Raw genomic sequence first — 16204 nt, forward strand, 5'->3', positions numbered from 1 at the left:
ACAAAATATTTTTTTATCCCACAAATTTTTTTCTTAATTTTTTACTAAATTTCACCTGCTAAACTCTCTTCAAACTTGATTTTGAACAAATTAGGAGAAATATTTTTCTTTAATAAAATCATTAATTTTGTTATGGCAGACTCGGTTGTAATGTCTTTTCCATCTATAATACCCATCTGTCTGAGGGCTTCACTCGCCTCGTATTTGCCCATTATTACGCTTCCTCCTGAGCATTGCGTCACATTTATTATAGGTATTCCTCTCTGTATAGTTGCCCTTAGTGCTTCTAAAAACCAGTCGTATGTAGGAGCATTACCAGAGCCATACGTTTCTAACACTACTCCTTTTAAGTGGGGTATATTGAAAAAGGCATTTAATAACTCAGAGGTAATACCTGGAAATATCTTAATAATAGCTACGTTCTGCTCAAATTCTTTCCACACTTCCAATTGGTCTTTAGCTTTTCCTTTTAGCAGATTGTCTTTCATTATTTTTAGATGTACCCCACTTTCTACTAATATTGGGTAGTTCATCGAAGTGAAAGCTTGAAAGTGCTCAGCATTTACCTTAGTAGTACGGTTGCCGCGATAGAGTTTGTATTCAAAATAAAGTCCAACCTCTTGTATTACCGACACACCATTTTCTTTTAGAGCTGCCAACTGTATAGAGGTGATAAGATTTTCTTTAGCATCTGTGCGCAAGTCGCCTATAGGGAGCTGCGAACCAGTAAATATCACAGGTTTAGCAAGCCCTTGCAGCATAAAACTCAATGCTGAAGCAGAGTAACTCATCGTATCACTGCCGTGTAGTACTACAAATCCATCATAATGCTGGTATTCTTTTTCTATCACTTCGGCTATGCTCACCCAATGCTGAGGGTTCATATCTGATGAGTCAATTACTTTTTCAAACGAATGTACTGAAATCTCACAATCTAAGTGCGAGAGTTCTGGTATCCTGCTATAAAGATTGTCAAACTCAAAGGCTCGTAGCACTCCCGTTTGGTAATCCTTTATCATACCGATAGTCCCTCCGGTGTAGATAAGCAGTACTTTTGAATTATTGGTTTCCATTGATTTTGTTCTTTACAGGATTGGCGTACATCTCTAAGAATTTTTCTTGAGATATATCGTCTGATTTGCTTCGGTTGTTCATCCGGCGTTCAAATTGTCTGTATTCTTTTTCGTTGTATTGTTCTTTGTACTGCTGGGTGTGGTGCAGTAGGTCGTAGGCTATATAGTTAGCCGGAAAAAGTTTGTACTGCTTATGTATAGCGGTATCTAAACATTCCGCCAAGGCTTGCAACTGCTTGTTGATATGCTGGTGCTCGGCTTCTATAGCATCTAACTCAGCCGATAGAGGTTTTCCTACCGATATATGTACGCGTCCTTTTTGCCCTATTAAACCTTGTAAGATATTTTCAAAATCTTCTTGAGGCGATTTTACGTATTCTTGTCCGTAGTGCTGAGCCATTAGGGCTGGTATTTTTAGCGCATCGGTAGGATCAAACTCGTATGAGATTGACATAGGCACTACATTTAGAGTTTTTAGATATTGCAAAGGCGATATATGGTCGGGAGCACTAAGTGTAAGCATTTTTAGTACGCCCTGCTGAGTGCGGTCATCACCATTTTTAGTACGCCCCTCTCGTTGGGCAAGCCATACATTTCGTTTCTCATCGCTAATACAGTGGTGTATGTATTCTGACACTAAGCGCGAATGCTCTAAGGCTTCTCGCGGAGGCAGACTACGGTAGATAATAATATTCCGATTGAGCATCGCTAATATTTTTAGATGCTTCTTTTTGATGAGATTATCGCCCATAGCCGAGGCTGTCATCGGTAGGCGATGGCGATCTAAAGCTACATTTAGCAGCGAGGTATCAAGAATAATATCGCGGTGGTTGGAAATAAATACGTATGCTTGCTCTGGGTTGAGTTGGTCAAATCCGTCGTATGTAAATTCCGAAATCGTCTTTTCCATAGCCTTCACCACCACTCTTAGCATAATATGCACCTGAAAGTCAGCTACTGTTTGGCAAGCCAATAGTTTAGCCGTACGCTCATCAGGTGAAAGTTCGGGGAAAGCATACGCCAACATAGCCTTAATTAGGTGATGATCCTTGATTTGGCTAAGGGCTTCTGGCACCTCATTATCGTAAAAAGGGCGTATGGACTTAAAATAATCGGTCATTTTAGCGTTCTTGTTTTTGCATAATGAAGAGCAAAGTTATAAAAAATATTAATTAACACCAACTTAAAGCTGAAATATTTTTGTAGCATTGGCATTGGTGATGCGTTCTATTTCGCTTTCTGGCAGGGTGTATATATCTGACAGTTTCTGCATAACTTGCACTATATAAGCACTTTCATTACGCTTCCCGCGATAAGGTACTGGTGCTAAATAAGGGCTATCAGTTTCTAAAACGAGGTGTTGTAAATCTATATTTTTTAAAAATTGGTCGAGCTTTCCGTTCTTAAAAGTTACTACCCCCCCTATTCCTAAATGCAGTCCGTAGCCTATCGCGCGGTGGGCTTGCTCCTCAGTGCCGGTAAAGCAGTGAAAGATACCAAAGAGGTCTTCTCCCTTCTCACTTTCCAACACCTCAAATACTTCCTCAAAAGCCTCTCGACAGTGAATGACAATAGGTAGTTTGTGTTTTTTAGCTAACTGTATCTGCCAAGCAAAAGCTTCTTGTTGCTCTTTGAGGAAAGTTTTATCCCAATAAAGGTCAATACCTATTTCGCCAATAGCACAAAAATGATGGGTAAGCATCAAGTTTTCTACGTGAGCAAGCTCCTCTTTATAATTCTCCTTTACATTACAAGGGTGTAGACCATTCATTAGGAACACATAGTCAGGATAATCATTTTTTAGGGCGAACATTCGGTCAGTATAAATGCTGTCTATAGCAGGAATAAAGCAATGCGTTACGCCTGCTGCTTTTGCTCGTGCTATCACCGCAGCACGATCATTATCAAACTCTTCTGAGTATAGGTGTGTATGAGTATCTATCATATTATAAAACTCTCAATTTGCTGTAAAATTAGTAGGGGCGAATTATCATTCGCCCCTTTTTATTATTACCAATTAGGATTTTGTTGCCAACGCCCATTTTCAAAGTCTATAAGTGTTTGAGGAATAGGCCATACCATTTTGTAATAACCTGCAGGCAGATTAAGCTCGGTAAGTTCGTTAGCAGGCGAAGTAACTAACAGGTTAAAAGTTAGGTTCTGAGGGGTACCTCTTTGCACTCCTACCCCCCAACGATTAAGGTCAAACAAGCGGAAACCTTCAAAACAAAGTTCACGATTACGCTCGTTCTGAATATCAGTAAAAAGAGCTGCTCCACTAGTGGCAATATCATTAGCTGTTGTAAGTCCGCGTGCGTGTCGCAATTCGTTTAAATAGTTTTTTGCCTTTGTTTCATTATTAGCTTTATAGGCTGCTTCGGCTGCTATAAGATATATTTCGGCTATGCGAAAAAGTACCGGTTTATGTCCGTAGTACAAAAAGAAATCATTCTCTAAGCTAAGATGCTCGCTGCGCGGATATTTATTTACTAAATAGGCTAACTTTTCTTCAGGACAAACATAAACATCATGTACAAAATCGTATTCTGGCATATCAGTAGCTAAATCTTCTTGCTTAATATATACAGACTTACGCCAATCAGCACTATCAAATAAATTAACAAAAGCCCCTGTAGGCACAACATTAGGTACTGCTAAATACTGACGATTACCCCCACACTCAGGCAGTGGAGGAAAAGAAGGAAAAGGGAAAACATTGTTTTTGTCTTCAAATAAATAAAGGTCGTTCTCACCTACAGGTCTTTCTAAGTTTCCACTACTACTGATACCTGCAAATAGCTGGGTAATAGTTTCTTTAGGATTATCCTCCTTCCAAATAGCCTCTAATTCACTTTGGCTATTAGCTAAGGGGTAGGTATGTGTATTTATAAGCTCTTCCGCTACTTGAAGAGCTTGTGCCCAATCAGTTTTGTACAATAACATACGTGCCTTGAGCGCTTTAGCTGCATCTACCGTAAAAGTATTAGCCCCTACCCTTCCTGCTTGGTTTGAGAGCAAGGATATAGCTTTATCTATATCATCTAATATAAACTTATAAGTAACAGCTAAACTACTGCGCGGAGGTGTTTGCTGGTAGTTACTATTTTCATCTACTAAAGGCAAGCCTAAATCAGTATGGGCAGTATTAGCATTATAAGGTTTGCAGAAATGAGTTGCCAAATAGCTGTAGCAATAAGCACGACTCAAATAAAGTTCGCCTCGTAGCGGTCTTATATCTTCCTGTTGTTCTTTATTAGAGGTACTTTCTATTGCTATATTAGTATTAGCAATAATATTATAATACGTATTCCAGATTCTTGCAATATTTAAATTTGATGAGTTGAGTTCTCCATAACGTTGAAAATCTCTGAGTACTGGCTTTCTAGACTGTACAGTAAGGTTCAGATAATCAGCTTGTAAATCGGTTAGGTACATCGTCTCTCCTTGTGTATTATCGCGAATAGTATTATATATACCGTTTAACCAATTGCGTACTTCTTTAGCATTATTAAAAGTATTGCCTGCCCTTGCGTTGTCGTAAGGTTCTTGATCTAAACTAAAGCAACTGTTTAATAATAAAGCTATTATTGATAATAAAAATATAATATTGTATTTCTTCATATTCTATTAAAATTTAAGTTCAACACCAAAGGTATATTGTCTGGTAGGAGGATATCCTCCTATAATACCTCTTGTATAGTCAGGGTCTACACCACTAAACTTGGTAAGGGTAAAGATATTTTGAGCTGAAACAGATAGTCTGATAGCTTTTACTATTTTCAGCTGGTCGATAGTTGTTTGTGGCAGGTTGTAGCTCAAGTTAATATTCTTCATTCGCAGATAGTCTGCTTTTTCGAGGATACGGCTATCTTTCCACATTAGCACATCACTATCCAAACGAGGTATTTCAGTATCATCACCTGGTTGTTTCCAATAGTTAAACAAATCTTTACTAATATTTTTAACACCAAAATAACCTGGATTTAGCAGCGTAGCCTTATCTTCGTTAACATTGTATTTACCTATTGAATAAGCAAAAGTTACACTTAACGAAAAATCTTTATAAGTAGCATCACAACCAAAACCTCCGTTGATAGGTGCATATCTTTTCTTGCCTGTACTTTGGGCTAAAGCAACTGGGTTATAAGTTTTAGTCACCTTGCTATCGTCCATTTGTGTTTCTAACTTATCATCACCTGCTTCATACCACTGGGCATCGCCATTATTGTCAATACCCTTAAAAATAGGCAATACCCATTCTGCTGCTTTCCCTACTTTATAGCCCATATAAGAGTCTCTGTTAAGCGCATAAGGCTTACCATAAGATATGTTAGTAATTTTCTGACTATTATAATTCATATTCAAGTAAGGGCGCACTGATATTCTCTTATCTCTATCGCGATAGGCAGTAGTAGCAAAAGAGAAGTCAATACCTCTGTTTTGCATATCGCCTATATTGTCAGGAATACGCGTATAGCCAAATATAGAATTAAGCTCGCGTGTAGAAAGTGTGTTATAGGTATGACGGTCGTAATATTCTATGTTAAACGAGGTATTGCCTGCTGCTAACACAAAATTCACTCCAAAGGTACTTTTGCGTTGCTCTTCCCACACTAAATTAGGATTACCTAATACTTGTGCTAATCTGAAACTCAATTGCCCATTATAGGTAACGCTGTTATCAGCTTCAGCAAGTATCATATTTCTATAATCACCGATACGAGCACTACCCGCTATACCTGTACTGAAACGGAAATTGAGGTCTGTTAGCCAATCTACTTTTTGCAAAAACTTCTCTTCTTTAGCTTTCCACATAGCCCCTACAGCCCAAAAGTTTTGATAACGGTGATTTTTTATAAAGGCTGAAGAACCATCGCGTCTGGCTGAAAGGTCTAAGAAATAACGATTGTTATAAGAGTACTCTAAACGAGAGAAAAATGAGTTGAAAGTACTTACACTCTTGTTGTCTCTTACATTCTTTTCCTGATTACCGTGAGCGAGCATCATTAGAGCTTCGGAAGGCTGCCCTTGAGATGATGCTGAAAAACCATAGCCTGTATTTTCTATTGATTCTTGCCCCAATAAAACATCAAAAAGATGTTTCTGTGTAAGGTCGAATTTATATTGCAAAAGGTTCGTATAGGTTTTCTGAATAGATTTCTGCATATCTCTTTCTACGCGCCCAACAGCTTGTGAAGCTCCCGTTTTGTAGTTGATAAACGAAGGCATAGGTCCCTTTATTTCACCTTCACTAATGGTATATTGTATACCAGCTTGTGTTTTTAGGGTTAAATTTTTAATAGGCTCTAAGGTTAGATAGCCTATAGGCATAATATCATCTACAAAGCCTTTGTTTAAATAGTTTTTAGCTATGTAGTCGGGGTGATAAAAACCGTTACGCGCCCCGTTAATAGCATTTATAAAATCTTTTGTTTTACCATTTTTATCCGTAGGACTATAGAAAGGTAAAGCTAATATTTCAGCTTCAGACTCAAAAGGGTTAGTATATATATCATTATCGCTATGTGAATAAGAAAATGATAAGCCCCCTTTTAGCCAATCGGCTACTTGAGTGTCTACATTTAACGAAGCATTATATCTGTTAAACTTAGAACTTTTGCGCATTCCCTCTTGGTTTAGATAGCCTAATGACACATAATAAGTAGTATGTTCATTACCTCCTGAAGCTGCTATATCAGTACGAGAGGTAGGTACGAAATCGCGTAAGAATACCTTATCCCAACGAGTATTATAGGGGTAATCTGCCAATATACGGTTAGCTACTGCAGCGGGGTCAGTTTCGGTATAACCAAGTCGGTTACCTGCTGCTACTATTTCGTTAGGCGATTTAAGCAACCAAAAGTCCATATACTCGCGAGGAGTAGCTAATTTATCTAAATATTTACGCGTTACGTTAGTAAGGGCTGTTACCCCTAATTGGTGATTGATAGTAATATTAGTACGCTCATTGCGTTTGCCTCGTTTAGTAGTGATAAGTATAACCCCATTGGCTGCACGCGCCCCATAAATAGAGGTTGAAGCTGCATCTTTTAGTATAGTTACGCTCTCAAAATCTGCAGGATTAAGTATCGTCATTACATTGCTATCCACAGGCACCCCATCTACTATATAAAGAGGGCTATTAGCCTTAAGTTGTTGATCTTTACTTTCTAACATAGAGGCAAAAGAGTTGAAACCGTGAATAAGTACTGATGATGCACTACCTGGAGTACCCGAATCAGTAGTTACCACCATACCCGCTACCTTACCTTGCAAAGCATCCATGACATTACCTCCTGGTATATCAGCTATTTCTTTGCCTTGTACTGTGGCTACTGATGCTACCGTACGGCTAGCGACTTTCTTGCCGCTATAGCCCATTACTACGGTACCCTCTAACTCTTGTACATCTTCTACCATAGTAACATTAAGCACTTTAGAATTAGCGGTTACTTTCTTTTCTACTGATTTCATTCCGAGGAAAGAAAACAACAATACATCGCCTACCTTAGTGTGTAGTGTGTAATGCCCGTCTAAATCAGTAGAAGCACCGCGCTGAGTACCTTTGATGAGTACGAAAACGCCCAATAAGGGTTCGCCCTTGTCATCTTTTACAACCCCTGATACTTCGAGGTTTTGGGCGAAAAGATTGCCTATTGAGACAAATAAAAAGCATAAAACAATTGTAAATTTTAACTTCATAGATATTAGTAAATGTATCTGACAAATTAAGCGGCAAAGTTTTCTAAAAAAAACTGAAATATGCAAATTTTTTATTGATTAATTGCTAACAAGGAATTTACTAATTATCAGAATTTTGCTATTTCAAAAAAAAGTATTACCTTTGCCCGCAGAAATCCTCAGTACAGACTTGTGAGGATTTTTTTATTTTTTTAATCAAAACACAAGTAAGAAAAATGGAAAAAGTATCATATTACACCGCTGAAGGAATGAAAAAGCTACGCGATGAGCTTAATCAGTTGAAAGATGTAGAACGCCCTCGCGCTTCGCAAGCAATAGCGGAAGCTCGCGATAAAGGTGACCTATCAGAAAATGCTGAGTACGATGCTGCTAAAGAAGCCCAAGGTCTGTTGGAAATGAAAATAGCTAAACTTGAAAAGCTTGTAGCTAATGCTCGTATCATAGACGAATCGCAGTTAGATGTAAGTAAAGTGTTAGTACTCTCTACCGTTAAACTTAAAAACTTGGCTAACAATATGCAACTTACTTACACCCTCGTGGCTGAAAGCGAAGCTGACCTTAAGGCTGGCAAAATATCAGTAAGTTCACCTATCGGTAAAGGTCTGTTAGGAAAATCAGTAGGCGAAATAGCCGAGATAAAAGTACCTAACGGCACCCTAAAAATGGAAGTACTAGAAATAACCAGATAATAACAACTAAATAACTAACTAATATGAGCGTATTTACCAAAATAATCAACGGGGAGATACCTTGCTATAAGGTAGCTGAAGACGATGAATTTATCGCTTTCTTTGACATTAACCCTAATGCTAAAGGGCATACCCTATGTGTGCCTAAGCAGGAAATCAGCTATATCTTTGATATGGACGATGACCACTATTTGCGCCTAATGACTTTTTCTAAACGGGTAGCTAAAGCCCTTGAGAAAGTAGTACCCTGTGAGCGCATAGGAGTAGCTGTAGTAGGCTTAGAAGTACCCCACGTACACGTACATCTTATCCCTATCAGCGAAATGAAGGAAATGACCTTCCAACACAAAGTAAAACTTACTGATGAAGAGTTTAGAGAACTCTCTGAGAAAGTGCGCAAAGCATTATAGCTTACTGCCTAAGCTGAATACAAAAAAGGCTATCAACAATTAAATTAGTTGTTGATAGCCTTTTTTGTTTGTACTACTATTAACTACAATAAAGAGTCTAATGCATCGGTGTAGGTCTTTTTAGGAGCTACTCCTACTTGTCTGCCTACTACCTCACCATCTTTGAATACTAATACAGTAGGGATATTGCGGATACCATACTTACCTGCGAAGTCTTGATTGTTATCTACATCTAACTTACCTACTACTACTTTACCTTCGTATTCTTTAGCAATCTCTTCTATTACAGGGCCTAACATACGGCAAGGTCCGCACCATACTGCCCAAAAATCTACTAATACTGGTTGGCTGCTTTTTAGTACCAACTCTTCAAAATTTCCATCTGTTATTTCTAATGCCATCTTTAAAATATGTTTTGTGTTTTATTTAAATTCTGAGTGCAAAATTACAAATTTTAATTGTATTTCGCCTATAAAAACGATAGTTTTTTGTTATACTGCTATAAACAACAGGGGTTTGACACAAGATATATATTTAACAATCAACATCTTATAATAAAACATCCCCCTATACACATACTCCGCTGCGCCAGCTCGCGGACTTCCTTCAAAGGGGAATTAGGAAGTTACAACTTTACATTAAACTGATATTAAATACTCTATCGCTGTACTTCTGCTAAGAAGTTCTTAAATTCTTCTTTTTCTGACAAGAAAGTGAAACTATCTAACAACAAATAGTAGTTCTGAGGGTCTACCACACGGCTGTATGCCTCTTTAGCTAAAGCGAGTTTGTTATCGCCGAATGCTAATGGTTTCACTAATTGGGCTACTTGTTCTGTTGAGAGCATCAGCATATTTTTCTGTGCACGGAAAAACGATAGCTTATCATCATCAAAAGATTGTTTTTTATACATTTTGGCAAACTTATCGAACTCGCTTACAGGCATTGGGGGCATCGGTTGATAGCCTCCGTGCGGATAAGCAGGTGCTTGCCCATAAGCGCGATTCCACACATCATTCCACTGACTGCCGTGATAAGACGGCTGGTTGTTAGACAGGTTTATCTCGTCTAAAAGGTAAAGCCCTTGTCGAGAGAAAAAGTCCATCACCATACGGGTATTGTCGCGAGGATTGATAGTTACACGATAAATAAGGTTGCGCCCTTGCCAGATGCTCAACGGTTGAGATACTGCTGCAAGGTCGAAAAAGCGATACATACCATTGGCATTGGTAATCTCTTGTTCGCCTATGCTCACTGTATAACGACCACGCTCAGGGATACGTATAAACACTTCGGCATACCCTCGGTTATAGTCGTAATCCCAATCGATGTTTACTGATATGCCGCCACGCCCTATCACACTACGGGCTTGTCGCTGCTGTTGATATTCATTTTGGAGCAAGCGTCCGGCAGCTCCTACCTCTTGCGACCACGCCGCTGAGGATAATGCGCCTAATAATATAAGAAGTGCTTTTTTCATCGTAATAAATTCTTATTTTATGAATACCTATCTAAATCTGTGCCAAAGTCGATTTGTCAATTTGTCAATTTGTCAATTTGTCAATTTGCCAATTGTCAATTGGTTAATTACTTCTTTTTCTTTTTAGGTTCTTTTTCGGCTAATAGGGCAAGGGCTTGCTCTTTAGTAAAGGTTTCTATGTTAGTGTCTTTGCCTAACTCTACTTTGGTTTTGCCTTTAATGAGGGTAAAACGCCCCCAACGGGCTTTCTCGATGCGTATCTCGCCTTCGTCCCACTGTTTTACTACCTTTTCTGACTCTTTTTGGAGCTTGCTCTCTATCAGTTCGGCTACCTCTTCCGCCGTTAAACGGTCGAAATTGTACTTCTTAGTGACATTGATGTACATATTGTTCCACTTGATAAATGGTCCAAAACGTCCCACCCCTTTGATAACTTCCATTCCGTCGTAAGTGGCAATAGGTGCATCGGCTTTTTTCTTTTCGTTGACAAGCTCTTGGGCGCGCTCAAAAGTTACGCTAAACACATCTTCGCCTTTAGCAAGCGATATAAAAGCATCACCATAATGTACATAAGGTCCGAATTTGCCTACATTCACCTCGACATTCTTGCCGTCTATAGTACCCAGTTGGCGGGGCAATTCGAAGAGTTTGAGTGCTTCTTCAAAAGTGATTGTCTCGATAGACATACCACTTAGCAGACTGGCATAAATAGGTTTTTCGGCATCATCGGGATTACCAATTTGCGCCATCGCTCCGTATCTGCCTAAACGCACGCTTAAAGGGCGCCCGCTCTTAGGGTCGGTACCCAATACGCGCTCGCCAGTCTCGCGGCCTGTGTTTTTCTCTACATTTTCGACAATAGGGTGAAAACGAGAGTAAAAATCAGCGAGCATCTCCGTCCAGTTTTCAGCCCCTTCGGCTATCTGGTCGAAGCTATTTTCTACTTGAGCCGTGAAATTGTAGTTCATCACCGTTTCAAAGTGCGATACTAAGAAATCATTTACTACACTTCCTATATCAGTAGGAATGAGTTTCCCCTTGTCAGCCCCTACTTTCTCGCTAAGGGTTTGCGCCTTTATGATGCCTTTCTGCAAGATAAGTTGCTCGTAATAACGCACTTCGCCCTCTAAGGCACTGCGCTCTACATAGCCTCGGTTTTGTATGGTAGAAATGGTAGGCGCATAAGTAGATGGCCTACCGATACCTAATTCTTCTAACTTCTTAACTAATGACGCCTCGGTATAACGCGGTTGAGGACGGCTAAAACGTTGGGTAGCGGTAATATTACGGTCGGTTAGCGGCTCGCCTTTCTTAAGGTTAGGCAGCATTCCTTCTTGCTCTTCGTCTTCGTCATCGCTACTTTCTAAATATACTTTGAGAAATCCGTCGAATTGTATCATCTCGCCGGTAGCCACAAACTGCTCAGCGTGCTTGTCGGCTGCTATCTTAACGGTAGTGCGCTCTAACTGAGCATCAGCCATTTGCGAGGCGAGGGTACGCTTCCAAATCAGTTCGTACAGCTTGTTCTGGTCAGGCTCGGCAGCTATGGTAGGGCGACTCATATCGGTAGGGCGAATGGCTTCGTGCGCCTCTTGCGCCCCTTTGCTTTTGGTAGCGAAATTGCGCATCTGGCTGTAGCTCTCGCCAAAGAGTTGCAAAATAGCGTTTTTGGCAGTGTTTAGGGCTTCGGATGATAGGTTTACGCTATCGGTACGCATATAGGTAATGAACCCTGACTCGTACAAGCGTTGGGCTACGGTCATCGTTTTGCTAACCGAGAAATGCAGTTTGCGCGCTGCCTCTTGCTGTAAGGTAGATGTAGTGAAAGGAGGGGCAGGCGATTTTTTGGCAGGCTTCTTTTCGAGTGAAGCTACCTTGAACTGTGCGCCTACATTTTGTTGAAGGAAAGCTTCGGCTTCGGCTTGACTATCAAAGGTTTTGGGTAGCGAGGCTTTGACTACTTTTCCTTCAGAAGTGATAAATTCGGCTGTGATTTTATAAGTAGAATGACTTTTGAAGTCTTGAATTTCGCGTTCGCGCTCTACTATCAAACGCACTGCTACTGACTGTACGCGCCCTGCTGAGAGTCCGCTTTTTATCTTTTTCCACAGTACAGGCGATAGTTCATAGCCCACTAAGCGGTCTAAGACACGGCGTGCTTGTTGGGCGTTTACTAAGTTATAATCTATACCGCGCGGATGCTTGATAGCGTGCTCGATAGCAGACTTAGTAATGGAGTTGAAAACGATGCGTTTGGTGTTTTCAGTCTTAAGCTTGAGTGTTTCAGACAAGTGCCACGCAATGGCTTCCCCTTCGCGGTCTTCATCGGATGCTAACCATACCGTTTCGGCAGCAGAGGTTAGTGTTTTGAGGTCTTTTACTAACTTTTTCTTGTCGTTAGAAATGAGGTAGTGGGGTTTAAAACCGTGCTCGATGTCTACCCCCAGCTCGTTAGAGGGCAGGTCGGCTATATGCCCATAACTCGACACTACTTTGTAGTCCTTACCTAAGAACTTTTCAATGGTTTTAGCCTTAGCAGGCGACTCTACAATCACTACATTCTTAGCCATACGCTTGTCTTTTTAGTAAATTACGGCGGCAAAGATACTAAGATAATTATAAATGACAAAAAGTTGTTTCGCACTTCGCTTATTTTTCGCTTATTGTTCGTCACATACTCGGCTGCGCCAGCTCGCCGACTTTCCTTCGCTCATCGTTCGCTCATTGTTCGCTTAACCTTCGCTCATCCTATATCGTTTGTATAGGGTGGCGATAAAAAGAAATAATCAATATTTATTCATTGTTGTTTGATAAATATTTTTTACCTTTGCGGCTATTATCACACAATAATACTTATGAAATATTTAACATTCTTCTTTTTACTCTTTTTATCTGCCTCTGGCTATACGCAAATCACCTTACGGGGGAAGGTTGTAGATGAAAATCGGACTCCTATAATGGGGGTAAACGTTTTCTTGCAGGGCACTATAGAAGGGACAAGTAGTGATGAAGAAGGACGCTTTCAATTCGTTACTCAACAAAAAGGGAATGTGGTGCTGATGTGTAAATACTTAGGTATGAACGATGCGACCCTCTCGCTGACTCTGCAGACTACCCCGCCTGACTTGCTTATCACGATGACAGAAAAAGAATCTGCTTTGGACGAGGTAGTGCTGACAGGAGGTGCCTTTAGCGTAGATGACCGCAAGCGCGCTGTAGTGCTCAACACTATGGATGTGAGTACGACCCCTGGAGGGAATGACGATATTATCAGTACGCTTATCACTCTGCCTGGTACGCAGCAGGTAGGCGAAAGTGGTTTGCTATTCGTGCGTGGAGGGAGCAGCGAGGAAAGCAAGGTGACCATTGATGGGCTTGATATACTAAATCCTTTTTATGCAGGGGTGCCGGAGGTGGCACAGCGCAACCGGTTTTCGCCGCATATTTTCAAAGGGATTATCTTTAACACTGGTGGCTATTCGGCTCAATACGGCAACGCACTGTCGTCAGTGCTATCGTTAGAGACCAACGACCACCCCAGCAAACCCTCGACAGTGATAGCCCTATTGCCGTACGGTGCGCAAGTAGGTCACGACTTTTTGAGTAAAACAGAAACACGTTCGGGTGGTTTTGACGTGGGGTATTTCAATTTTAAGCCTTATCACCAAATAGTAAAACAGTCAGTAGAATGGCTGAAAGCCCCTGAGAGTATGCTACTTTCGGGTACTTTTAGGCAAAATACTTCGGGTAATGGCTTTCTGAAATGGTATGGTTATGGCAATATAATGCGGCAGGCTATCAATCAGCTAAGCGTAGAAGTGCCTGGTAGCAAACAGCCATATGAGTCTAAGAATGCTAATGCTGTTTCGATATTGACTTATACACGCGACATTGCAAGCGACTGGAAGCTGTACACGGGCTACGGGCTGAACTACAACCGTGATAAAATAACCAATGGACTGCTATACAGCGATAATTACGCTCTGCAGCACCAATTTAGGGCAATGGCCTCGGGCGCTCTGACTAACAATATCAATGCTGAAGTGGGTATGGAAGGTTTTGCCTACCAAAGTAGCTACGGGAACGACTATAATACGGCTCTTTGGGCAAATGCCACCATAGGACTCACGAAAAAACTGATGCTGCAAACGGGCTTGCGCACTGAATACGACCAACAGCTCAATAAAGCTGTGCTATTGCCCCGTGCTTCAATAGCCTACAAAAGCGGCAAGTACCACCAGCTGAACCTTTCGATAGGTGAGTACAGCCAACGACCTATGGAGAGTTATTTAGCTTATTATCAGCACTTAACCTTTAGCAAAGCTACTCACTACATCGCTAACTTTCAGTACAATAGAGACCGACGTGTATTTCGGATAGAAGGATACCACAAGCCTTATAGTTACTTATTGGCTTATCGCACCCCTACCCTACCTAACAGCACCGGCAAGGGGTATGCGAGTGGAATAGATGTGTTCTGGCGCGATGCTAAGACTGTGAAAGGCTTAGAATACTGGTTGTCATACAGTTATCTAAATACCGAGCGACAGTTTTTGCACTATCCTGTAGCCGCACGCCCTACCTTTGCCACGCCTCATACGGGCAATGTGGTGTTGAAGTACTTTTTTGAAGAATTGGGGCTATTTGTAGGAGGGTCGTACTCGGTGAGCAGCGGTCGCCCATATGAAAATCCTAATAACCCTGTTTTCTTATCGGACATCACACCTGTACAACAAAATGTGAATGCTAACATCGCCCTTTTGCGCAAAGGAAAAGGAGTGTTTCACACTATGGTATTTTCGGTAAACAACTTGACTGGAGAAACTCCTATTTTTAACTATCGGTACTCGCGCGATGGTAGCTACCGACTGCCGGTAACCCTACCCTATAAACGCTCGTATATGCTTGGTTGGTTTATCAGTATAGGCAAAGATAGAAGCGATGAAATACTGAACCAATTGCCCTAAAACTGTTAATTTATTGTTAAACTTCGACAGAAATATACATTGTATAAGAAAAATACACTACATTTGCACCCAGCAATGATTTCTTAACACAAACATCTTGAACAACACTATGAACAAAAGGTACCTTTTTTTAGTCCTTATTTTTATCTTAAGTACATTTTTGTATTTTAGCAATGCCCAAACAGGGTTGAGCAAAGAGAGACAGTTAGCCCTAAAAAAGGCAGAATTGAACATCAAAGAGCTGTACAATGAACTAAATGCAGCCCAATATGCCCTTAGCTTTACGGCTTTTCGGTATGCATATATTGGGTATCAGACAATGAAGAAACAGCACCGCTTAAACAATAAAGAGCTGTTTTCTATTATTGACTTCACTAAAGATTGTAACAGCAAACGTTTTTACACTATCGACTTAGAGAAGATGAAGATAGTGTATTACACGTATGTGGCACACGGCAAGAAGAGTGGCGAACGTATGGCTACTTCTTTTTCTGACGCGGTAGAGTCTAACAAGAGTAGTATAGGGTTTTATATCACTGGCAACACTTATAACGGAGGAAATGGCTATAGCCTTATACTTCACGGTGATGAAAAGGGGTATAACAGCAACTTGGCTAAACGCTCGGTAGTAGTACACGCAGCTGACTATGCTAATGAAGATTACATAGCGAGCAACGGGCGTATGGGAAGAAGTTTGGGTTGCCCTGCACTACCTGAAAACATCTACAAACAAGTAATTGAAACCATCAAAGAAAAAACGATGATTTTCGCTTACTACAATGATGCTAAGTATTTAAAAACATCTAAATACTTGAATGTATTGAAGCTAATAGAAGACGAACCAGTAGAGTCTGTATTCTAATCTAAAATACTTATTGATTAC

Annotated in this window: 12 protein-coding genes; 4 read left to right on the forward strand and 8 right to left on the reverse strand. The window is 40.5% G+C overall.

From position 1 onward, the window contains the following. Positions 1-44 precede the first annotated feature (44 nt). From FOC45_RS08730 to FOC45_RS08750, 5 genes are all read right to left on the reverse strand, one after another. Complete coding sequence (locus FOC45_RS08730) at positions 45-1073, reverse strand: asparaginase (RefSeq protein ID WP_009388744.1); 1029 nt, start codon at positions 1071-1073, stop codon at positions 45-47. Then, positions 1060-2193 carry a 1-acyl-sn-glycerol-3-phosphate acyltransferase gene (locus FOC45_RS08735; protein ID WP_009388745.1) on the reverse strand — a complete coding sequence of 378 codons (1134 nt, stop codon included), beginning with the start codon at positions 2191-2193 and terminating at the stop codon, positions 1060-1062. Before FOC45_RS08735 ends, FOC45_RS08730 begins: the two co-directional genes overlap by 14 nt. Before the next feature lie 63 nt (positions 2194-2256). Next, positions 2257-3018: a TatD family hydrolase gene (locus tag FOC45_RS08740; protein ID WP_009388746.1), complete on the reverse strand. Its 762-nt coding sequence runs from the start codon at positions 3016-3018 to the stop codon at positions 2257-2259. 65 nt (positions 3019-3083) lie between these two features. After that, positions 3084-4694 (reverse strand): RagB/SusD family nutrient uptake outer membrane protein, encoded by a 1611-nt coding sequence (locus FOC45_RS08745; protein WP_009388747.1) that lies wholly within the window; start codon positions 4692-4694, stop codon positions 3084-3086. 6 nt (positions 4695-4700) lie between these two features. Continuing rightward, entirely contained in the window at positions 4701-7775 is a 3075-nt protein-coding gene (locus FOC45_RS08750) for a SusC/RagA family TonB-linked outer membrane protein (RefSeq protein WP_009388748.1), read from the reverse strand. A 215-nt stretch (positions 7776-7990) separates the two neighbouring features. On the opposite strand from FOC45_RS08750, the gene greA reads away from it, so the two are divergent. Together greA and FOC45_RS08760 are read left to right on the forward strand one after the other, a co-directional pair. After that, positions 7991-8464 (forward strand): transcription elongation factor GreA, encoded by a 474-nt coding sequence (greA, locus tag FOC45_RS08755; RefSeq protein ID WP_009388749.1) that lies wholly within the window; start codon positions 7991-7993, stop codon positions 8462-8464. Between the two features lie 23 nt (positions 8465-8487). Beyond that, positions 8488-8874 (forward strand): HIT family protein, encoded by a 387-nt coding sequence (locus tag FOC45_RS08760; RefSeq protein ID WP_009388750.1) that lies wholly within the window; start codon positions 8488-8490, stop codon positions 8872-8874. An 83-nt stretch (positions 8875-8957) separates the two neighbouring features. On the opposite strand, the gene trxA is transcribed toward FOC45_RS08760, so the two are convergent. The 3 genes from trxA to topA all read right to left on the reverse strand — a co-directional run bounded on the left by trxA (position 8958) and on the right by topA (position 12924). Continuing rightward, positions 8958-9275 (reverse strand): thioredoxin, encoded by a 318-nt coding sequence (trxA, locus tag FOC45_RS08765; RefSeq protein WP_009388751.1) that lies wholly within the window; start codon positions 9273-9275, stop codon positions 8958-8960. A gap of 257 nt (positions 9276-9532) precedes the next feature. Continuing rightward, positions 9533-10354 (reverse strand): DUF4476 domain-containing protein, encoded by an 822-nt coding sequence (locus FOC45_RS08770; RefSeq protein ID WP_009388752.1) that lies wholly within the window; start codon positions 10352-10354, stop codon positions 9533-9535. A gap of 107 nt (positions 10355-10461) precedes the next feature. Next, the gene (topA, locus tag FOC45_RS08775) at positions 10462-12924 is read right to left on the reverse strand and encodes a type I DNA topoisomerase (RefSeq protein ID WP_009388753.1); all 2463 of its coding nucleotides are present in this window, start codon (positions 12922-12924) and stop codon (positions 10462-10464) included. A 285-nt stretch (positions 12925-13209) separates the two neighbouring features. On the opposite strand from topA, the gene FOC45_RS08780 reads away from it, so the two are divergent. Beyond that, positions 13210-15321: a TonB-dependent receptor gene (locus FOC45_RS08780; protein WP_009388755.1), complete on the forward strand. Its 2112-nt coding sequence runs from the start codon at positions 13210-13212 to the stop codon at positions 15319-15321. Between the two features lie 109 nt (positions 15322-15430). Beyond that, positions 15431-16183, forward strand: coding sequence for a murein L,D-transpeptidase catalytic domain family protein (locus FOC45_RS08785; RefSeq protein WP_009388757.1), 753 nt, complete (start codon positions 15431-15433; stop codon positions 16181-16183). The last annotated feature ends 21 nt before the right edge of the window (positions 16184-16204 follow it).

The sequence above is a fragment of the Capnocytophaga sp. FDAARGOS_737 genome (genome assembly GCF_009730375.1).
GTDB classification, from domain to species: Bacteria; Bacteroidota; Bacteroidia; order Flavobacteriales; family Flavobacteriaceae; genus Capnocytophaga; species Capnocytophaga leadbetteri.